Origin of the sequence: Saccharopolyspora indica, from assembly GCF_027853965.1 — a bacterium.
Lineage (GTDB): Bacteria > Actinomycetota > Actinomycetes > Mycobacteriales > Pseudonocardiaceae > Saccharopolyspora > Saccharopolyspora indica.
In genome coordinates this window covers 21,718-39,487 of the sequence record NZ_JAQGLB010000005.1, presented here as the reverse complement: position 1 = coordinate 39,487, position 17,770 = coordinate 21,718, and the positions used below count along the sequence as shown (strand labels likewise).

Here is a 17,770-nt window from a genome sequence, read left to right as displayed (position 1 = left end):
AGTCGGGGATCCCGGAGTGAGAAGGCGTCTGAGGTTCCGCTACTCGCACCGCCACGCAAACTATCCTGCGAACTCTCTCACTTGCCGCCGACGTTGAGGTCGACGCAGTTGTAGAAGGCGTTGGCGGTGTCGGCCACGTTCCACACGGCGAGGAGCTTCTGCTTGCCGCTGACGCCACCGAGGTTGACGTTGTGCGAGAACTTCGCCGGCGGCTGCGCGCCGCCGTCGTCGAAGACCGCGACGCGGTTGCCGCCGATGAAGTACTCCCAGGTGCTGGTGGAGTGGCGGGCGGTGATCGTCCAGTTGAAGGTCACCGAGTTGCCGACCGGGGTCGCCGTCCAGCCCTTGTTGTCGTCGTCCAGCTCGCCGAACGCCTGGTTGCCGCCGCTGCAGCTGGTCAGGCCCTTCGGGCCCTCGACGCTCTGCGGCTCGTACTTGATCGGCCCGCACGGCACGGTGCCCTGGGCGCACTGCGCCTGGCGGCTCGGCGGGGAGTCGATGTAGCCGTGCGCGCTGGCGGTGCTGGTCGGGATCGCCACCAGGAACGGCGCGATCGCCGCACCGACGATGGCGGCGGCGAGCTTCGGCTTCTTGTTCATCTCAGCTCCTTGTGGGGAGACCGCGTTCGAGGACATCGGACGTCCTGGCAGCGGCGCTGTTGGAACCTGGCCGAGGAAGGGGAGAGGGGCACTCCGACGACCGCGGTTCACCGGCGCTTAACCGGCGAGCCGTGGTCTGGACCATAAGTCGGTGTTTTGGTTGGGGTCAAGGATTGACCGTTACAAGACTCGGAATGCGTTTTTCCCAAGGAGCTTGCCGTTTTTCCCGCACGCGCGAAGGGCGCGGCCCCGTCCCGGAGCCGCGCCCTTGGCGTTCGGTCAGCGGATCGCGATGGCGATCACCTGCGTCTGCTGGTGCGTCGAGAAGTTGTTGTCGCTGACCACGAGCAGCACCCGCTCGCCGGTGGGCAGCCGCGGTCCCCAGCTGAGGCCCTCGACGTTGTCGGTGTACGGCAACCCGATCTCGTCCAGGTCGGCGACCAGTTCCTTGCGCACCGGCTGGAAACCGCCGCCCGCCAGCGAATCCCTGTTCAGCACGTCATCGGCCCCGGCGGTGCTGAACTCGTAGATGCGGCCCTTGGTGCCCACTCCGCTGGCGTAGCCGCGCTCCAGCGCCAGGAACCGGTCCGGAGCGTCACCGGCCAGCAGCGAGGAGATTCCGTTGGTGTTCCAGTCGTTCGGCGGTTGCGGTTCGGCGAACAGCGGCTCCACCGGGTAGGCGTACTGGGCGATGGGCAGCCCGGCGCGGTCGTGGACCGTGATGCGGCTGAAAGCGCCGTGATCGGCGTTGGCCGACGGCCCGTCCTGCTCCAGCGGACCCTCCAGCGCGGAGACCAACCGGCTGCCGTCGCGGGTGTAGGCCAGGCCCTCGAAGGTCTCGTTGACCCGCGGCCCGGTCCCTCCCGTGGTCATCTTCTCGTTGGGCGCCGTCGGCAGGTCGCGGACGTAGCCGCCGTCGCGGGTGGAGATCCGCAGCGCCGGGTCGAGCAGCACCGTGCCGCGGGCCGAACCGTCCTCCGGGACGTTGCGCTGGCCCTCGTTGGTCCAGGCGACAGCGCCGGTGAGCGGGTCGACGCGCAGTTCCTCGGGGTCCACCGTGCCGAGCACGTTGCGCGCCACCCGGGGCACTCGGTGCTGCTCCTCGCGCCAGGTGTCGATCGTCGGGTAGGTGCGTCCGTCCGGGCGGCGGAACTGGTGCACCTCGGTGAAGTCCACGTCGTCGATGCCGCTCCCGGTCACCGAGATCTCCGCGCGGTAGTACCGGGCGGGTGCGTAGTCGGACCAGTCGTCGCTGACGAGGACGAAGTCACCGTTGCGGCGGTCGTAGTCGATCGACGACAGTCCGCCGACCGGGGTGCCGCCCACCTGGAGGTCGTGCGGCACGACGTAGCTGCCGAGCAGCCGGGCGTCGCTCTGCTGGGCGGCAGCGGGAAACGCGGCGGGCACCAGCAGCAGTGCGGCGGCGGCGCCGAGCAGCGCCGTGCGGGTTCGGATTCGCATGATCATCAGCCAACCGGCCGGTGATCCGCACCGCCAGCTTGATCACACGTCCGAGTGATGCCCGTCGGGTTGCTTTCCGGGCGTGTGCCCGAAGGTCCGGCGGAACACGTCGATGAACGCGCTGGCCGAGGACCAGCCGGTCCGGTGCGCCACCGCGGTGACGGCTTCGCCCTCGGCGAGCAGGCGCAGCGCGTGGCAGAGCCGCAGCTGGGTGCGCCACTGCGGGAACGTCATCCGCATCTCGGCCCGGAACAGGCGGCTCAGCGTGCGCTCGCTCGCCCCGACCTGCGCGCCCAGCGAGGTCAGGGTCCGCTGGTCGGCCGGGTCCTCGTCGAGCAGCCCGCAGACCGCGACCAGCCGCGGGTCCCGCGGGCTGGGCAGGCTGATCGGCTGCTGCGAAGTGCGCCGCAGCCGGTCGAGCAGCACGGCGCGCAGGCGCAGCCGCTCGGCGTCGTCGGCGAACTCGTCGCGGGTGCAGGCCAGGATCAGCTCGCGCAGCAGCGGGCCGACGGCCAGCACGGCGGGGGAGTCCAGGCGCAGCGGGTTCTCGCTGGTGGGAACGCCGACGGTGTGCAGATCGGTTTCGCCGTACGCCCGGTGCTGGTGCACGATCCCGGCCGGAACCCACAGCGCCCGGGTGCCCGGCGTGATCCAGGTGCCCGCGCTGGTGGTCACCGACAGCACGCCGCGCCCGGCGTAGACGATCTGGTGGTCGTCGTGCCGGTGCGCGTCGACGCCGGAACCGGCGGGCAGGTGGCGCAGCGCGGTGGGCGCTCGTGGGGTGTGGCGGATTTTCAACATGAGATGGCAGTTTATCGAAAGCGGGACAGCCCGCTCGCGTTCGACGATGGCCCGGTGATGCAGAAATCGAACCGGCCGGTGGGGCTGCTCGCCGTCGGCCACGCCGGTGTGGACGTCTACCAGGGCGCGGTCCCCGCGGTGATCCCGTTCCTGGTGCTCGAACGGCACTACGACTACGTCGCGGTGTCCGGGATCGTGCTCGCCGCCACCCTGCTCTCGTCGATCGTGCAGCCGCTGTTCGGCGCGCTCACCGACCGGGTGCGGATGCCGTGGCTGCTCCCGGTGAGCATGACGACGGCCGGTCTCGGCGTGGCGCTGTGCGGGGTGGGCGATTCCTACGTGCTGAGCTGGCTGGCCGTCGCGCTCTCCGGCCTCGGGGTGGCGGCCTACCACCCGGAGGCGGCCCGGCTGGCGCGCGCGGCTTCCGGTGGCAGCCACCTGGCGATGAGCTGGTTCTCCCTCGGCGGCAACGTCGGTTTCGCGCTGGCCCCGATCGTCGTCGCGCCGATCCTGTCCGCGGGCGGGCTGGCGGCCACCCCGTGGCTGATCGTCCCCGCGCTGCTGGGCGCGCTGCTCACGGTGGTCGCGCTGCGCTCGATCACCGCGGCGACCGGCTCCGGCCCGGCGGCGGCGACCCGGCGGGGAATCGACGACTGGCCGGTGTTCCTGCGCCTGACCGCGGTCATCATCCTCCGCTCCATCGTCTACATCGGACTGAGCGCGTTCGTCGCGCTGTGGGCCCAGCAGCGGGCGGGCGGCGGCGAATTCACCGGCGCGGTGGCCTTGTTCGTGCTCTTCGCCGGTGGCGCGGTCGGCACCCTGCTGGGCGGCAGGCTCGCCGCGACCTGGGGCCGCATCCGGACGATGCGGGTCTCCTACGCCGCCACGATCCCGGCGATGGCCGGGGTGGTCTACGCGCCGGGAATCCTGGTGCACGTCTTCGTCGGGCTCGTCGCGGTGCTGATCTACGTGCCGTTCTCGCTGCACGTCACCCTCGGGCAGGACTACCTGCCCAACCGCATCGGCACCGCCAGCGGCGTCACGCTCGGCCTGGCGGTCAGCGTCGGCGGGATCGCGACACCGATGATCGGCCTGCTCGCCGAGCGCACGGGTCTGCAGACCGCGCTGGCGGTGCTGCTGGTGTTCCCGGTGCTGGCCTGGCTGCTCGCCCGCACGCTGCCCGAGCCCGCCGCGCTGGAAGCGGTCGCGACCGGCTGATCCTCAGACCGGAGGGAGCTGCTGCTGGACGTCGAGCAGCGGGGCGAACGGGTCGCCGACCGCCGCCAGCCGGTCCAGCACGGTGCGGATGGTCCAGCGGTCCGGGGTCAGCTCCGGGTCGTCGAGCTCGTCCCACTCCAGCGGGACCGACACCGGGGCGCCCGGGCGCGGGCGCGCGCTGTACGGGGCGACCAGCGTCTTGTTGATGACGTTCTGCGTGTAGTCCAGGCGGGCCCGGCCGCGGCGCTCGGCCTTCGTCCACGCCCAGCTGACCAGGTCGGGCACCGCGTTGCCGACGGCCCGCGACACCTGCTCCACCCACGCGCGGGTCTCGGCGTAGGTGTAGCGCGGCTCCACCGGCACCCAGATCTGGATGCCGCGCTGCCCGGTCACCTTCGGCCGCGCCACCACGCCGAGGTGCTCCATCGCGGTGCGGTGCAACCGGGCCAGCACCAGCACCTCCTCGAAGGTGGTCCGGCTGCCCGGGTCGATGTCGAACAGCGCCCACGTCGGGTGCTGCACGTCGGCGGCGCGCGAGGTCCAGGCGTGCAGCTCCAGCGCCGCGTAGTTGGCCAGCCAGGCCAGCGCGGCGACGCTGTCCGGGACCAGGTACCACTGGGTGTCGCCGGGATCGGCACCGGGATAGCGCCAGCGCTGCAACCAGTCCGGGGCGTGGCCGGGCACTTCCTTGTGCCAGAAGCCGGGTTTCTCGACGCCGTCGGGGAAGCGGTGCGAGTTCAGCGGCCGGCCGTCCAGGTAGGGCAGCATGACCGGTGCGATGAGCGCGTGGTAGCGGATCAGGTCCCGCTTGGTCACCGGCGCTTCGCCGTCGCGGCCGGGGAACAGGACCTTGTCCAGATTGGTCAGCGCCAGGTCGCGGCCGTCGACCCGCCAGCGGCCCTTGGCGCCGAGCTCGTCCAGCGCGGCGATCTCGGCCTCGCTGGGCGGTTTCCAGTGGCGCAGGCGGATCTCGGCGCGGTCGGGCGGGAGATCGCTGCGCCACACCGCTTCCGGATCCGCGGCGACCTCCTCGTTGGTGCGCCCGCTCTTCACCGACCGCGGGTGGTCCTCGGGATCCCAGCCCGGCTGGGCGTGCTCGTCCTTCTTGTGCAGCAGCAGCCACTGCGTCTCACCGCGCCGCACCAGCACGAACCGGCCCACCAGCTTCTCGCCGCGCAGCTCGAAGTGCAGGGTTCCGGCCTCGATCGCGGCCAGCGGGTCGTCCTCCCCGGGCGTCCAGGTGCCGCGGTCCCAGACGATGACGTCACCGCCGCCGTACTCGCCGGCCGGGATCGTGCCCTCGAAGTCGGCGTACTCCAGCGGGTGGTCCTCGACGTGCACGGCCATCCGGCGCACCGACGGATCCAGCGTCGGGCCCTTGGGCACCGCCCAGCTGACCAGCACCCCGTCCAGCTCCAGCCGCAGGTCGTAGTGGCGCCGCCGCGCCCGGTGCCGCTGCACCACGAACTGGTCGCCGGAGCCCGCGGGCTCCCCGGCGCCGCGCGGCTCGGCGGTGCGGGTGAAGTCCCGCATCTCCCGGTACTTCGCCAGCCGCTCCTCGGCCACCGCTCCCACCCCGGCTCGACAGGTGACGTGCGACACATGTTGTCACAAATCGTGGGCTCGGCCCGGTCAACCACCGACAACGCACTCAGTGGAGAGGACGGGGCGATGACTCGACGGATCGTGGTCGTCGGAGCGGGCTACACCGGGCTGGCCGCGGCCAAGCTGGCAGCGCGGTGGACCGGTGCCCGGGTGACGCTGATCAACGCGACGGACCGGTTCGTGGAACGGGTCCGCCTGCACGAGCTGGTGGCGGGCCGGAGGCTGCGCGACCTCCCGTTGTCCGACCTGCTCAAGGGCACCGGCGTGGAACTCGTCGTCGACCGGGTCACCGACATCGACGCCCAGGCCCGGACCCTGCAGCTGGCGAACTCCGCCCGGGAGGTGGGCTACGACCACCTGATCTACGCGGTGGGCAGCGTGGCGGCCGTGACCTCGGTGCCCGGCGCGGCCGAGCACGCCTTCAGCCTCGCGAGCAACGACGACGCCCTGCGCCTGCGGCAGCGCTTGGCCGAAAGCGAGGTCGTCGCCGTCGTCGGAGGCGGGCTGACCGGAATCGAGGCCGCGGCGGAGCTGGCCGAGGCGAACCCGGCGCTGAAGGTGCGCCTGATCGACAAGGGCGAACTCGGCGCCGGACTGTCCCAGCGGGGCAAGAAGCACCTGCGCCGCACCTTCGCCCGCCTGGGCGTCGAACTCCGCGAGAACGCCGGAGTTTCCGAGGTGCGCCCGGACGGCCTGGTGCTGGCCGACGGCGCGCACGTCGCAGCCGACACCGTGGTGTGGACGGTCGGCTTCCGGGTGCCGGACCTGGCCGAGCGAGCGGGTTTCGCGGTCGACGGCAGCGGCCGGGTGATCGTGGACGAGGAGTTCCGCTCGATCTCGCACCCGGAGGTGACGGCGATCGGCGATGCGGCGGCGGGCCGCATGCGCACCGGCCAGGAGCTCCGCATGGCCTGCGCGACCGGCCTGCCCTCGTCCCAGCACGCGGTCCGCGCACTCGCCGACCGCCTGACCGGCCGCCAACCGCGCCCGCTGCGCTTCCGCTACCTGAACCAGTGCATCAGCCTCGGCCGGAAGGACGCGCTGGTCCAGTTCGTCCACCGCGACGACACCCCGCGAGAAGCGGTCCTCACCGGCCGGAAAGCGGCGCTGTACAAGGAAGCGATCGTCCGCGGCACGATCATCTTCGAACGCCACCCGACCATCCCGACCTCGCTGTGAACCCTGACCGGCCCCGAGACCTGCGCGCTCCGGGCCGGTCACTTCATCACGGCCCGAACCGCCCGTCCTTCACCGCACGGATGAACACGGCGATCTCAACCTGGAGCCAGGGTCCGTTCGGATCCTTGGAATCGCGGACCAGTCCGCGTGGACGGGACAGCTCGACGCAGTTCCCGTTCGGGCCGGTGTAACTGGACTTCTGCCAGGCGTACCTGCTCACCGCTCACCTCTCCCATTCGCCTTTCGCCTCGACGATGAACTCGACGGACGTTTCCTCGTCCATGGCCAGGGCCTCGATCTGCTGTATCGCACTGCGGTACTCGTCGACGTCGTGCTCGGCGGGGATGAACGCGCCGGAGCTGTAGTGCTCGAAGTGGACCACCGGAGTGATGTCGTCGAACTCGTACAGGACGAAAGGGCCCAGAAGGCCCGGGTGCCAACCGGAGCGCAGCGGCACGATCCGCACTGCCACGTTGTCCCGCGCCGCGAACTCCACGAGCTGATCGAGCTGTTCGATCATCACGTCAGCTGATCCGATGGGTTCGAACAGCGCTGCCGCACCGATGAATGCGTTGAAGCTGACCGGTTCCACCCTGCGCACGATGACCTCGCGTCTGCTCGCGCTCAACATCACCCGGAGCTCGGTGTCGGCTTCGGACAACCCGCTGGCCTTTTTCATGGACCGGTTGTAGTCCAGCGTTTGCAGCAGCCCTGGCACCAGCATCGGTGCCCATTCCGCTATCGCGGAAGCAGCCCGTTCGCATTCGACCGCCCCGGCGAGCTGTTGCGGAATGTCGTTCAGTCCGACCGTGAGCCAGTTGGGCTCGTGCACGTTGCGGGCGAGGTCGAGGATTCGGTCTCGCTCCGCCGCCGTCACGCGTAGCGTCGCGAGGATGGCCGCGACCGTCTCGATCTTCGGGACCCGCTTGCCGGTCTCCCAGTTCGAGATCTCCACATGGGTGTATTCGAGCATTCGGCCCAGCTCGCGAACCCCGATTCCGGAGGCGAGCCGCGCTTCCCGCAACGCGGCCGACAATGTCCGGGCGCGTGGCGTACCTGCTGTGACAGCCATGAAGCACATCCCATCGGTAGCTGGTGGTCAGTCGATCACCCGATTCGAGGAGTGGTGGAGCTGTCGCGCTACCAGACACGCTAGCTCCTGTCTGAGGTCTGGTAGCACTACCAACATAGGGGAGAGGTCACGATGTGCAAGGAAAATGCGGGAGGAACACCCGGCCGGGATGTGCCTGGTGGGCAGGCCCGGTACTTCCAGTACCGGATCGGGGTCGTTCCTGAATGGTGCAGGTTCGCCCACATCCGTCATAGCGGTACGGGACTGCGGTTCCAATCGTGGTGCGACCAGATGTTCCGGGCCGTGGAGGTCGAGGACTGCGCCGCGCCGAACGGGGTCGTGGCGGGATTGCCTGACGCCGTAGCCGAGTGCACTGACTGCTTTGTCCGCTTCGCGTTTCGCCAGTCGCCGGGTAGCACGTCCGGCGAGGAGCAGGGCCTCATCCCAGCGCGGATCGACACACCTGGGCAGATGACGTCGGCGATGCAGATCTTGCAGCGGGAGTTGAGGGATGAAGTCGGCCGACTTCCACATGGGGAGATCGATCCGGGGCGACTCGGAAAGCTGGCAGCGGAGGCTGAGCAGTTCAGCCGAGCACTGCGGCGCTTCGGTTGGCTGGCGTCCTGTGGGCGATGATTCCTACCGCCGTGGCAGAAGGCCGCTACCGGGGCGAAGGAGGCCCTGCCGGTCAGGTGGTGACGGGGAGTTCGGTGGCGTTGGTGATCCGGCGGAGTTCTGCTGCCGTGGTGGGGAAGACCGTTCGGGGCGTGCCTGCCGCTGCCCAGATCTGCGGGTAGTCCGACAGGGCTGAGTCCACCACCGTCGGCAGCGGGCTCGGGTGGCCGAGCGGTGCCACTCCGCCGATGACCTGGCCGGTGGCTTCGCGGACCTGCTCCGGGGTGGCTCGGCGGAGTTCGCCGCGGCCCCAGCGCTCGGCGAGGGCCTTGGTGTCCACGCGGTGGCGGCCGCTGGTGAGGACGAGGACCGGTTCGCCGTCGGAGACGAAGATCAGGCTGTTGGCGATCGCGCCGATGTCGCAGCCGAGCGCGGCTGCCGCTTCGGCCGCGGTGCGGGTCGAGTCCGCCAGTTCGCGGACGTCGCCCCGGACTCCGGCCGCCGCCAGCGCGCGGGCGACCTGCTGGCTGCGGGCGGGGAGGGAGCTGGTCGTCATCTGCTTCCTAACGTTTCCGTTCTGTATACGGAACGATAAGGGGGAGCCGGTTCCGCGGTCAACGCGGGGCCGGCGGGCCGGGTTCGGGGTGCGCGGAGCGCTGTGCGCAGCAGTTTAGGATCGGGCCGTGGAGCTTTATCGCGGTGCGCTCGGGGTGGATTCGGACCAGGCCTTGGAGGTCGCGGTCGCGCACGCGATGCTGCGCCGGGTCAGCGATGGCGAGACCGGCGCCGGTGTGCGGATCTACCGGCCGAGCGCGCGCGTCGTGGCGTTCGGGCGCCGGGACACCCTGCTGCCCGGTTTCCCGGATGCCGTCCGGGTCGTGCGCGAGGCCGGGTTCACCCCGGTCGTGCGCGCACCCGGTGGCCGGGCGGTGGCCTACACCGAGCGCTCGCTGGTGGTCGACCACGTCGGCCCGGATCCCGGCTACCTGTCCGGGATGGAGGACCGGTTCACCGGCTACGCCGAGCTGTGGTCCGACGTCCTGCGCAAGCACGGCGTCGAAGCGCAGATCGGCGCCGTGCCGGGCGAGTACTGCCCGGGCGCGCACAGCGTGAACGCGCGGGGGAGGGTGAAGCTGGTCGGCACCGCTCAGCGGCTGGTGCGCGGGGCGTGGCTGTTCAGCGCCGTGGTGATCTTCGACGACACCGAGGTGCTGCGCCCGCTGCTCACCGAGGTCTACCGGCTGCTCGACCTGCCCTTCGACGACGACTCCGTCGGATCGGTGGTCGACGAATCACCCGGCCTGGAGCTGGCGGACCTGGAAGCCGAAGTGATCACCGCCTACGACGACCGCTACGGCCTGGAACCCGCGCAACTGCCGGAAACCCTGCTCGCCCGCGCCGGAGATCTGGCTCCCGACCACCGGGTCGGCACCGGGCGCTGAGGCCGGCGCGCCGGGTTTCCACGTCATGGGACGCGTTGACACCCGGTTGCGCTGGTTCGAGTATCGGTGTCGTGCGGATCGCGCTCGTCCGAGCCGCGGATCACCGCTGACCGCAACGGATCCGCATCCGTCCTCAATGGACTTCACCGACACGGGAACGCGGCCGGGCGGTCGCGGAGGAGGTGCGCGGTCGTGCAGTTGGGCGTCCTCAGCCTGGGCAGCACGCAGCCGGATCCGGTCACCGGCGCGGCGGCGTCGGCCACGCGGCACTTCGACGACGTCGTGCGGCTGGCGGAGCTGGCCGAAGAGGCGGGCCTGGACTACTTCGGCTTCGGCGAGCACCACGCGGGCCGCACCGTGGCCACCGCGCCGCCGGTGGTGCTGGCGGCGATCGCCGCCCGCACCAGCCGCATCCGGCTGATCACCACCGTCACGCTGCTGAGCACGCTCGATCCGCTGCGGGTCGCCGAGGACTACGCCACGCTGGACCACCTCTCGCACGGCAGGCTGGAGCTGATCGTCGGCAAGGGCAATTCCGCCGATCCCTACGCGATGTTCGGCTACGACCGCGCTCAGCAGTGGGAGTTGCAGGCCGAGCACTACGAGATCCTGCGCCGGTTGTGGCGGGAGGAGGACGTCACCTTCCGCGGCCGGTTCCGCTCCCTGGACGGCGTGACCAGCCTGCCGCGCCCGCTGCAGGAACCACCGCCGGTGTGGCACGGGGTGGCCACCAGCCTGGCCTCCCCGGAACTCGCGGCGCGCAACGGCGACCCGATCTTCGTGGCCAACGCGATCCAGCCGATGGAGAACTACGGCAGGCTGGTCGACCACTACCGGCAGCAGTGGGAGCTGCACGGGCGCGATCCGGCATCGGCGAGGGTCGGGTCGGGCGGCATGCTGTTCGCGGCCAAGACCTCGCAGCAGGCGCGCGACGTGCTGCGGCCCTACTACGAGGCGCAGTGGGCCGATCGCGATCCGACCCGCGACCGCGGCGGTGTCGGGGACGAACCCGCGGGGGCGACGCTGGAGCGCAACATCGCCGCGGGAGGGCTGTTCGCCGGGAGCCCGCAGGAGATCGTCGACAAGGTCGGCACCTACCGCGAGCGCTACGGCCACGACCTGATGATCTTCGGCCCGCAGATCGGCGGCATGCCCCACCAGCTGGTCGCCGAATCGCTCGACCTGTTCGCCGCGGAGGTCGCACCGCAGCTGGCGGTGCTCTGACCCTCAGCGCCCGGTGGTGCCGTCGAGGAGTTCGCGCAGGATGTCCGCGTGACCCGCGTGGCGGCCGGTCTCCTCGATCATGTGGGTCAGCGCCCAGCGGACGCTGGGAGCGGAGCGGTCCGGCCGGGGGACCGGCGCGCCCAGATCGGTGCAGCCGTCGAGGACCTCGTTCGCCAGCCGGACCGCTTCCCGGTAGCGGGCGAGGACCTCGGCCGCGCTCTCCCCGGCCGCGGCCCGGAAGGTCTCCTGCCAGTCGGGGACGCGGTCGCCGAGGAACATCGCGCGTTCGACGGCGGTCAGGTGGTTGAGCAGGCCGAGCAGGTTGGTGCCCGAGGGCACCCCGGCGGTGCGCACCTGCGGTTCGGGCACGCCGTCGACCTTCGCGGCGATCGAATCCCGGAGGTAGTCGAGGAATCCGCGCAGGACTTCGGCTTCGCCGCTGCCGGTCCGGGGCGGCGGGGTGTCGCGGCGCGTGGTGCTGGGCAACGTGGTGCTCCTTGTTCGTCCGAGGGGCGCGCAATTTCGTGCGAAATCGACCGTCACCCGGGTGAACGTCAATTTCGTGCGAAATTGACACCGCTCCGGGTGCGGCCGGTCAGGCGGTGCGGCGGATGAGCAGGACGTGGTCGACGACCTCGGCGGTGCGCCCGCCCGGTCCGGTCGCGATCCGGCGCGGTGCGTCGGCCCGGTCGACCACCCACGTCGTCAGGTCCAGGCCGATGCCCGCGGCGACCTCCCGCGCGCTCGGGTAGTGGGCGTCGGGATCCTGGTTCCAGGACCACGGGGCGGTCGAACCGTGGTCGACGACCAGCAGCCGCCCGCCCGGGCGCAGCGCGTGCGCGGCCGCGCGCAGGACGGCTGCCCGGTCCAGCTCTGCCGGGGTTTGCAGGTAGTGGGCGCAGATCAGGTCGAAGCGGCCTCGCGGGAAGGACTCCTGCAAGTCGTGGCGCTCGGCGGTGATGCGCTCGGCCAGGCCGGACGAGCGGGCGAGACCGGCCAGCCGCCCGACGGCGACGGACGAGATGTCGGCGGCGGTGACGCGCCATCCCCGCCTGGCCAGCCACAGCGCATCGCCGCCGTCGCCGCACCCGAGGTCCAGCGCGTCGCCGGCGGGCAGGTCGCCGACGGCTTCGGTGAGCCGGACGTTCGGTCGCGGGTCGGTGGCCGGTGTGCGGGCCGCGTGGACGTCGTCCCAGAACGCGACCGCGTCAGTGGTGTTCATGCCCCGGAGTCTTGCCGGGCCCGTGGTCGCTGGGCACGAGATCTTGCCGTTCCGGCAAGATGTTCGCGTGGACCCGATGACCGAGGACGTGCTCGACGCGGTGGGACCGAGGCTGCGCGCGCTGCGCCGCGACCGGGGGATCACCCTCGCCGAACTCGCGGTGCGGACCGGCATATCGGAGAGCACGCTGTCCCGGCTGGAGAGCGGGCAGCGCAAGGCGACCCTGGAGCTGCTGCTGCCGCTGGCCCGCACCTACGACGTGCCGCTGGACGACCTCGTCGGCGCCCCGCGCACCGGTGACCCGCGCATCCACCTCAAGCCGATCCACCGGTTCGGGTTGACGTTCATCCCGCTGTCCCGGCGACCGGGTGGCGTGCAGGCGTTCAAGATGATCATCCCGGCCCGCGGTGAACCCCTCGAACCGACGCCGCAGACCCACGACGGCTTCGAATGGCTGTACGTGCTCAACGGGCGGTTGCGGCTCGTGGTCGGCGAGCGCGACCTGACGTTGCCGCCGGGCGAGGCGGCCGAGTTCGACACCTCCTCGCCGCACTGGCTGGGCAGCGCCGACGGCGGCGTGGTCGAACTCCTCATCCTGTTCGGCGCGCACGGGATGCGCGCGCACGTCAGCGGTGACCGCGTGTGATCAATGGGAATGTCCGGTTCGGCCGCCGCATTCACAGTTCTCCACCAGTTGCGGTGCGGCGCTGGGCTTCCCGCTGACGGCACAAGTACCGGCACCGGCCTTTCCCGTTGTTTCCATTTGGTGGTCGGGCCGGGACCGCGCGTGACGGCTCGAATCCGGGTGTTTTCCCAGTTGGCACGGCATTCGGCGGAATCGGCGCAATCCGCCGTTCGCCCGCGTGATCACTGTCCGACACCGAGCTCCCCCAATTGGTTCACCCAATGGTGATCGTCGGTGTGGCACGCTTCCCCCCGGTTGCACACGGGGAGAGGACCACACGATGAAAACCACCCGATGGAAGCCGTTATCCCTGTTACTCGGTATCGCCCTGGTGGCGATCCCGTTCCCGGCGGCGGGCGCGTCCACCGCCGAGGACTACTACCAGGACGCGCAGGGCAAGACCGGCGAGGAGCTCAAGACCGCGCTGAACGGGATCATCAGCACCGGCGCCACCACCCTGTCCTACGACCAGGTGTGGGACGCGCTGAAGGTCACCGACGAGGACCCGAACAACACCAGCAACGTCGTCCTGCTCTACACCGGCCGGTCGCAGAGCAAGGACAGCAACGGCGGTGACCCCGACCAGTGGAACCGCGAGCACGTCTGGGCCAAGTCGCACGGCGACTTCGGCACCGCGCCCGGCCCGGGCACCGACGTGCACCACCTGCGTCCGACCGACGTCTCGGTGAACTCCGAGCGCGGCAGCAAGGACTTCGACATGGGCGGTGACGAGGTCGGCGAGGCGCCCGGCAACTTCACCGACGCCGACTCCTGGGAGCCCCGCGACGAGGTCAAGGGCGACGTCGCCCGCATGATCTTCTACATGGCGGTGCGCTACGAGGGCACCGACGGCGCCCCCGACCTGGAGGTCAACGACGAGGTCGAGAACGGCAAGCAGCCGTTCATGGGCCGCGTGTCGGTGCTCAAGCAGTGGCACGAGCAGGACCCGGTGGACGCCGGCGAGGAGCGCCGCAACCAGGTGATCTTCGACCAGTTCCAGCACAACCGGAACCCGTTCATCGACCACCCGGAGTGGGTCGCCGAGATCTGGTGACAGCGCTCGAGCGACAGCGCCCGCGATGCGATCGCGGGCGCTTTTCGCTCATCCGGCCAGGAAGTCGGCGAGCAGGGTGTTGAGGCGGTCGGCGTGGTGGCCGGGAATCGCGTGGTGGCCGACGTCCGCGAGGACCTCGGTCCGGACGTCGGGGACCGTGCGGCGCGCCTCGGCGATCAGGCGGCCGACATCGTGCGCCTTCGACGCCGCCGCGCCCACGACGAGCGTCGGCACCGCCAGGCGGGCGGGATCGGGTTTCGGGCCGGTGATCACCTTCGCGCGCTGGAACGTCGCCGCGCGGGCCAGCAGCTCCAGCTGGGTGGTGTCGAGCTCGGCGCCCGCGGTCTCCCAGCGCAGGAAGTCGCGCGTCCGGCGGGGATTCGGGCGCAGCAGCATCGGCAGGGCGCGCAGCAGGTAGCGCGGGTTCCACTTGGTGAAGCAGGCCGTCGGGTCCAGCAGCGCGAGGCGGCGCACGCGCGTCGAGCGGACGGCGTGGTGCAGCGCGATCCAGGCACCGTAGGAATGCCCGCACAGGTCAGCGGATTCCAGGCCGAGCTGGTCGAACAGGTCCTCCAGCCAGGACATCAGGTCGTCGAGATCGCGCACCGGCTCGCCGTCGGCGACGCTGCGACCGGCTTCGCCGAGCAGGTCGACGGCGTGGATGCGGTGCGTCTCGCCGAGCGCTTCGACGTTGGCCGCCCAGATCGCCGAGGTCGCACCACCACCGGGAAGCAGCACCAGCGGCGTTCCGCCGGGATTCCCGCAGAGGTGCACGCGCGTGGCTCCCCAGGACGAGCGCAGGTCGCGCGCTTCGAGCGGAATCGGCCAGCGCGCGAACGCGGCGTCGTAGGTGGTGAAGAAGCCTTCGGCGTCCGCCGGATTCCGGAACCCCATGCCCACCTCGCTCGTCCAGCCGATGATCGAGAGGCTAGCGCGGTGCGGGTCAGCTCTCGTCCTCCAGCGCGCCGATCACTTCCTCGCACCAGTCCACCATCGACTGCTCGGTGCGGATTCCGCCGCGCAGCACCAGGAACTGGTGCCGGGAGCGGCCGGACAACCGGTCGGGTTCCGGGAAGTCGCGCCGCTGGATCGCCTGGTAGACCGCCAGCCGCTCGGCGTGCAGCCGGTGGTGGCGGCGGACCTCGTCGAGGACCTGGCCCACGTCGCCGCAGGACGCGCCGCGGATCTTCACCGACAGCTCGTTGCGCACCGTCGGCGGAGCGGCCGGTTCGGCCAGCCACCGGGCCAGCTCGGCGGCGCCTTCGTCGCTGACCCGGTAGACCTTCTTGTCCGGCCGCTTCTCCTGCGCGACCGCGTCGCCCGCCACCCAGCCGAGCTCCACCATCCGCTTCAGGCTCCGGTAGATCTGCTGGTGGCTGGCGCTCCAGAAGAAGCCGATCGACTTGTCGAACCGCCTGGCCAGCTCGTACCCGGACCCGGCGCGCTCCTGCAACGACACCAGGATCGCGTACTCCAACGACACCGGGGCTCCTCAGTTCGGGCGGGCACTGCCGATTCCGACGATAGTCCGCAGCGCGTCCGCTCCGGGGCCCGGATCACGCGGTCGCGCTGAGCAGGGTGCCGAGCCGGCCGCGGATGAGCTCGGTGGCTTCGCGCACGATGCGCCGCACCAGCTCGTCGACCGCGGGGACGTCGTCGATCAGGCCCTGGACCATGCCGACGCTCCAGATGCCCAGTTCGGTGTCGCCCTGCTCGTAGACCTGCCTGCCCCGGGCGCCCGCGACCAGCTCGCGCACGTCCTCGAAGGCACCGCCGTCGTCCAGCCGGGCGACGACCTCGCGGCTGACGGAGTTGCTGGCCACCCGGGCGGTGTTGCGCAGCGGCCGGAAGATCAGCTCGGTGTCCAGCTCGCTGGCCGCGGCGATGCGCTTCTTGACCTCGTCGTGGATCGGCGACTCGGTGGTGCACATGAACCGGGTGCCCATGTTGATGCCGTCGGCGCCCAGCGCGAGCGCGGCGACCAGGCCGCGCGCGTCGGCGAAGCCGCCGGAGGCGATGATCGGGATGCTCAGCTCGTCGGCCGCGCGGGGGATGAGCACCAGCCCGGGGACGTCGTCCTCGCCCGGGTGCCCGGCGCACTCGAAGCCGTCGATGCTCACCGCGTCGACGCCGAGCTGCTGCGCCTTGAGCGCGTGGCGGACGCTGGTGCACTTGTGCAGCACCTTCACCCCGGCGGGCTTGAAGGCGGCGACCTGCTCGGCGGGGTTGGCCCCGGCGGTCTCCACGATCTTCACGCCCGACTCGATGATGGCCTGCCGGTACTCCGCGTAGGGCGGCGGCGTGATGGTCGGCAGGATCGTGACGTTGACGCCGAAGGGCTTGTCGGTCAGCTCGCGGCAGCGCGCGATCTCCTCGGCCAGGTCTTCCGGCGTGGGCTGGGTGAGCGCGGTGATCATCCCGAGCGCTCCGGACTCGGCGACGGCGGCGGCGAGCTCGGCCCGCCCGACCCACTGCATCCCGCCTTGCACGATGGGGTGCTCGACCCCGAACTCCTCGGTGAACCTGGTCCGGAAAACGCTCATCACTGGCCTCCTGCCGCTGCTCACCGGCAACCTACTATGCACAAAGTTGCAATGCAACTAGTTGCATAACGAGCTGTGGCGCTGCCCCGGAGGTGCGGCCAGCCGCGAACCGGCAGGGGCGGTACCCGAATTCTGTTCGCTCCATCCGAAGTGGACTGACGAGTTGCCCGGGCGGCATCGCCGGCGGCGGCGATGTCGCGCAGGGCCACGCCCCGGTGGCTCCGGTCCTGGGTGCGGGCTCGCTACTCCGGTGGCGGGGGCACGACGGGCAGGAGGATGCCGTGACCGGCGGTGCCGACGGTTTCGCCGAGGGCTGCCTCGTGGCTGTCGTAGGCCAGCGGGTTGATGCTCGTCTTGTCGTGCCACAGGCCCCGGGCCGTGGCCCAGGCGGCTTTGCGGGCGGTGGCGATGGAGAAGCCGCTCATCGCGTGCTTGAGGAGCTCGGCGTCGCGGGTGGCGACCTTGACGATCTGGACCTCGAAATCGGCGCGGATCTCCGCCTCGACGCTGGCGAGCAGGTCGTTGACCTTCTCGTAGTCCTGGTGGACGGGCGGGGTGTCGGGGGTGGTGCGGCGTTCGGCGCAGGTGTCGACGACGGCGATGGCCAGGTCGTGGTTGATGTGGGCGTTCATCCCGGCCAGCGCGAACTGGACGGGCCAGATCACCTGGTTGTCGCGGGCCTGGAACAGCGGTGCCCAGGAGGCTTCGACACCGCGACCGGCCTTCGCGGCGTCGACGTTGCGCAGGTACAGGCCGGCGAAGATGACGTCCATGCGCTCCAGGAACGCGTTGTCCTGGAACGTGCCGTCCGTGATGTTCTCCTTCACCAGCTCGGTGACCTTCAGGTACACGCGGTTGAAGCAGGCGACGCCGTCACCCTGGGGGAGCTCGGCGTCGATCTGCTCCATCCTGGTGATGACTCCGTCGATGGTGGTGGGCAGGTCCACGGCTGTCATGGGCGGTCTCCCGTCGAGATGGCTGAGCGGGGCGCACTGCGCGATGCGCTGTGCTTCCAGCCATGCTGAGGGCGTCCGCGACCCACCGCCGGGT

At 70.8% G+C, this 17,770-nt stretch carries 19 protein-coding genes; 6 read left to right on the top strand and 13 right to left on the bottom strand.

All coding sequences use genetic code 11. The features are described from left to right. Nucleotides 1–77: 77 nt before the first annotated feature. The 3 genes from OU416_RS13295 to OU416_RS13285 all read right to left on the bottom strand — a co-directional run bounded on the left by OU416_RS13295 (nucleotide 78) and on the right by OU416_RS13285 (nucleotide 2,861). Nucleotides 78–599, bottom strand: coding sequence for a lytic polysaccharide monooxygenase auxiliary activity family 9 protein (locus OU416_RS13295; RefSeq protein WP_270927227.1), 522 nt, complete (start codon nucleotides 597–599; stop codon nucleotides 78–80). A 279-nt stretch (nucleotides 600–878) separates the two neighbouring features. Continuing rightward, the gene (locus OU416_RS13290; protein WP_270927226.1) at nucleotides 879–2,060 is read right to left on the bottom strand and encodes an esterase-like activity of phytase family protein; all 1,182 of its coding nucleotides are present in this window, start codon (nucleotides 2,058–2,060) and stop codon (nucleotides 879–881) included. Nucleotides 2,061–2,102: 42 nt separating this feature from the next. Further along, on the bottom strand, nucleotides 2,103–2,861 hold the full coding sequence (locus tag OU416_RS13285) for an AraC family transcriptional regulator (RefSeq protein WP_270927225.1): 759 nt from the start codon (nucleotides 2,859–2,861) through the stop codon (nucleotides 2,103–2,105). A 57-nt stretch (nucleotides 2,862–2,918) separates the two neighbouring features. Here OU416_RS13285 and OU416_RS13280 point away from each other — a divergent pair, with 57 nt between their 5' ends. After that, a complete protein-coding gene (locus tag OU416_RS13280) occupies nucleotides 2,919–4,079 on the top strand; it encodes an MFS transporter (protein WP_270927562.1) in 1,161 nt (386 codons plus the stop codon). 3 nt (nucleotides 4,080–4,082) lie between these two features. Here the strand turns inward: OU416_RS13280 and ligD are convergent, their stop codons facing one another. After that, the gene (ligD, locus tag OU416_RS13275; protein WP_270927224.1) at nucleotides 4,083–5,645 is read right to left on the bottom strand and encodes a non-homologous end-joining DNA ligase; all 1,563 of its coding nucleotides are present in this window, start codon (nucleotides 5,643–5,645) and stop codon (nucleotides 4,083–4,085) included. A gap of 36 nt (nucleotides 5,646–5,681) precedes the next feature. Here ligD and OU416_RS13270 point away from each other — a divergent pair, with 36 nt between their 5' ends. Next, a complete protein-coding gene (locus tag OU416_RS13270; RefSeq protein ID WP_270927223.1) occupies nucleotides 5,682–6,863 on the top strand; it encodes an NAD(P)/FAD-dependent oxidoreductase in 1,182 nt (393 codons plus the stop codon). A 46-nt stretch (nucleotides 6,864–6,909) separates the two neighbouring features. Here OU416_RS13270 and OU416_RS13265 read toward each other — a convergent pair whose 3' ends face one another. The 3 genes from OU416_RS13265 to OU416_RS13255 all read right to left on the bottom strand — a co-directional run bounded on the left by OU416_RS13265 (nucleotide 6,910) and on the right by OU416_RS13255 (nucleotide 9,106). Beyond that, nucleotides 6,910–7,083 carry a DUF397 domain-containing protein gene (locus OU416_RS13265; protein ID WP_270927222.1) on the bottom strand — a complete coding sequence of 58 codons (174 nt, stop codon included), beginning with the start codon at nucleotides 7,081–7,083 and terminating at the stop codon, nucleotides 6,910–6,912. A gap of 3 nt (nucleotides 7,084–7,086) precedes the next feature. Continuing rightward, the gene (locus OU416_RS13260; protein WP_270927221.1) at nucleotides 7,087–7,935 is read right to left on the bottom strand and encodes a helix-turn-helix domain-containing protein; all 849 of its coding nucleotides are present in this window, start codon (nucleotides 7,933–7,935) and stop codon (nucleotides 7,087–7,089) included. A gap of 688 nt (nucleotides 7,936–8,623) precedes the next feature. After that, nucleotides 8,624–9,106, bottom strand: a complete 483-nt coding sequence (locus OU416_RS13255) for a YbaK/EbsC family protein (RefSeq protein WP_270927220.1) — start codon at nucleotides 9,104–9,106, stop codon at nucleotides 8,624–8,626. A 127-nt stretch (nucleotides 9,107–9,233) separates the two neighbouring features. Between OU416_RS13255 and OU416_RS13250 the strand changes: the two genes are divergently transcribed. Together OU416_RS13250 and OU416_RS13245 are read left to right on the top strand one after the other, a co-directional pair. Then, nucleotides 9,234–9,992, top strand: coding sequence for a lipoate--protein ligase family protein (locus OU416_RS13250; RefSeq protein WP_270927219.1), 759 nt, complete (start codon nucleotides 9,234–9,236; stop codon nucleotides 9,990–9,992). A 192-nt stretch (nucleotides 9,993–10,184) separates the two neighbouring features. Beyond that, nucleotides 10,185–11,216 (top strand): LLM class flavin-dependent oxidoreductase, encoded by a 1,032-nt coding sequence (locus tag OU416_RS13245; protein WP_270927218.1) that lies wholly within the window; start codon nucleotides 10,185–10,187, stop codon nucleotides 11,214–11,216. A gap of 3 nt (nucleotides 11,217–11,219) precedes the next feature. Here OU416_RS13245 and OU416_RS13240 read toward each other — a convergent pair whose 3' ends face one another. Both OU416_RS13240 and OU416_RS13235 read right to left on the bottom strand, forming a co-directional pair. Further along, nucleotides 11,220–11,702, bottom strand: coding sequence for a DinB family protein (locus OU416_RS13240; protein WP_270927217.1), 483 nt, complete (start codon nucleotides 11,700–11,702; stop codon nucleotides 11,220–11,222). Between the two features lie 109 nt (nucleotides 11,703–11,811). Beyond that, nucleotides 11,812–12,438 carry a class I SAM-dependent methyltransferase gene (locus OU416_RS13235; protein WP_270927216.1) on the bottom strand — a complete coding sequence of 209 codons (627 nt, stop codon included), beginning with the start codon at nucleotides 12,436–12,438 and terminating at the stop codon, nucleotides 11,812–11,814. Nucleotides 12,439–12,514: 76 nt separating this feature from the next. Between OU416_RS13235 and OU416_RS13230 the strand changes: the two genes are divergently transcribed. After that, the gene (locus OU416_RS13230; RefSeq protein WP_372907239.1) at nucleotides 12,515–13,084 is read left to right on the top strand and encodes a helix-turn-helix domain-containing protein; all 570 of its coding nucleotides are present in this window, start codon (nucleotides 12,515–12,517) and stop codon (nucleotides 13,082–13,084) included. 319 nt (nucleotides 13,085–13,403) lie between these two features. Then, nucleotides 13,404–14,177 carry an endonuclease I family protein gene (locus OU416_RS13225; protein ID WP_270927214.1) on the top strand — a complete coding sequence of 258 codons (774 nt, stop codon included), beginning with the start codon at nucleotides 13,404–13,406 and terminating at the stop codon, nucleotides 14,175–14,177. A gap of 48 nt (nucleotides 14,178–14,225) precedes the next feature. On the opposite strand, the gene OU416_RS13220 is transcribed toward OU416_RS13225, so the two are convergent. From OU416_RS13220 to OU416_RS13205, 4 genes are all read right to left on the bottom strand, one after another. Then, nucleotides 14,226–15,071 (bottom strand): alpha/beta fold hydrolase, encoded by an 846-nt coding sequence (locus tag OU416_RS13220; protein WP_270927213.1) that lies wholly within the window; start codon nucleotides 15,069–15,071, stop codon nucleotides 14,226–14,228. A 49-nt stretch (nucleotides 15,072–15,120) separates the two neighbouring features. After that, on the bottom strand, nucleotides 15,121–15,660 hold the full coding sequence (locus OU416_RS13215) for a PadR family transcriptional regulator (protein ID WP_270927212.1): 540 nt from the start codon (nucleotides 15,658–15,660) through the stop codon (nucleotides 15,121–15,123). A gap of 73 nt (nucleotides 15,661–15,733) precedes the next feature. Then, entirely contained in the window at nucleotides 15,734–16,723 is a 990-nt protein-coding gene (locus OU416_RS13210; RefSeq protein WP_372907240.1) for an NAD(P)H-dependent flavin oxidoreductase, read from the bottom strand. 239 nt (nucleotides 16,724–16,962) lie between these two features. Next, a complete protein-coding gene (locus OU416_RS13205) occupies nucleotides 16,963–17,676 on the bottom strand; it encodes a DUF5995 family protein (protein ID WP_270927210.1) in 714 nt (237 codons plus the stop codon). Nucleotides 17,677–17,770 lie beyond the last annotated feature (94 nt).

Coding starts and splice junctions, on each gene's coding strand:
- OU416_RS13295 (WP_270927227.1), bottom strand. CDS start 599: ATGAACAAGAAGCCGAAGCTCGCCGCCGCCATCGTCGGTGCGGCGATC.
- OU416_RS13290 (WP_270927226.1), bottom strand. CDS start 2,060: ATGCGAATCCGAACCCGCACGGCGCTGCTCGGCGCCGCCGCCGCACTG.
- OU416_RS13285 (WP_270927225.1), bottom strand. CDS start 2,861: ATGTTGAAAATCCGCCACACCCCACGAGCGCCCACCGCGCTGCGCCAC.
- OU416_RS13280 (WP_270927562.1), top strand. CDS start 2,919: ATGCAGAAATCGAACCGGCCGGTGGGGCTGCTCGCCGTCGGCCACGCC.
- OU416_RS13270 (WP_270927223.1), top strand. CDS start 5,682: ATGTTGTCACAAATCGTGGGCTCGGCCCGGTCAACCACCGACAACGCA.
- OU416_RS13260 (WP_270927221.1), bottom strand. CDS start 7,935: ATGGCTGTCACAGCAGGTACGCCACGCGCCCGGACATTGTCGGCCGCG.
- OU416_RS13255 (WP_270927220.1), bottom strand. CDS start 9,106: ATGACGACCAGCTCCCTCCCCGCCCGCAGCCAGCAGGTCGCCCGCGCG.
- OU416_RS13235 (WP_270927216.1), bottom strand. CDS start 12,438: ATGAACACCACTGACGCGGTCGCGTTCTGGGACGACGTCCACGCGGCC.
- OU416_RS13230 (WP_372907239.1), top strand. CDS start 12,515: ATGACCGAGGACGTGCTCGACGCGGTGGGACCGAGGCTGCGCGCGCTG.
- OU416_RS13225 (WP_270927214.1), top strand. CDS start 13,404: ATGAAAACCACCCGATGGAAGCCGTTATCCCTGTTACTCGGTATCGCC.
- OU416_RS13220 (WP_270927213.1), bottom strand. CDS start 15,071: ATGGGGTTCCGGAATCCGGCGGACGCCGAAGGCTTCTTCACCACCTAC.
- OU416_RS13205 (WP_270927210.1), bottom strand. CDS start 17,676: ATGACAGCCGTGGACCTGCCCACCACCATCGACGGAGTCATCACCAGG.